This window comes from Acinetobacter sp. P8-3-8 (assembly GCF_000214135.1).
Taxonomy (GTDB): domain Bacteria; phylum Pseudomonadota; class Gammaproteobacteria; order Pseudomonadales; family Moraxellaceae; genus Acinetobacter.
Window position 1 is genome coordinate 1 of record NZ_AFIE01000144.1, and the last position, 733, is coordinate 733.

The 733-nt window shown below is 38.7% G+C and carries 1 protein-coding gene; it reads right to left on the reverse strand.

Annotated elements, in window-relative coordinates; genetic code table 11:
* Positions 1-45 precede the first annotated feature (45 nt).
* The gene (locus GGG_RS0119025) at positions 46-606 is read right to left on the reverse strand and encodes a hypothetical protein (RefSeq protein WP_010118086.1); all 561 of its coding nucleotides are present in this window, start codon (positions 604-606) and stop codon (positions 46-48) included.
* Between the last annotated feature and the right edge of the window lie 127 nt (positions 607-733).

The following is a 733-nucleotide window of genomic DNA, read 5'->3' on the forward strand; positions in this document are numbered from 1 at the left end:
CCCTAAATAGTTATTTCCACATCATAACTTTAGGGTGCTACTTGATCAATCAGAAACCATTTCTTTCTTGAATGACTCAAAACCTTTCTTATCAGACTGTGCCACACGTCCGGCAACGGCGTTATTGAAGATTCCCTGCTTGTACATCTTGTTTGCTGCCTTAACGTAGCCTTGGAATGCACCGTAGGTCATTTTCATAATTTCGCTATGTTGATGGCCCATTGATACCAGAAACTGAAATGAATCAAACCAAGTGGAGTCATCTTTCTTTTTGATGCCGCGTTTTGGTTTTTCGTATTTGAAGTAAGCCTGATTGACCAGAAATACCGCCTTAAGTAGCTCTTTAAATCCCTGTTCATCAGTAGCAAGTTCCACCAGTGATTCATTATCCAGATCAGTAACGCATGCCATGGTCGAAATGACCTGTACCCCATGAGCTTTAAATAACTGTGTCAAAATTTCATCTGAATGATTTTGGTCTTTAATGAAGTTTTTCAAAACTTCAGCATGCATTGCCCAGGTATCAAAGTCCTTCATCTGGATCTGACGTACTTCGATGTCATTAACTTTAATACTTCGATTTGTTGCTAGGAAAAAATCATTCATGATGGGTCTCTGAGATAAATTTTAGACATTAAAAAAGCACCCAAAGGTGCTTGGTCTGCACTCCACCACAATGTAAGCAGGAACATTATTTGTCATTATCTTTATCCTCAACAAAATCTAAGGATGG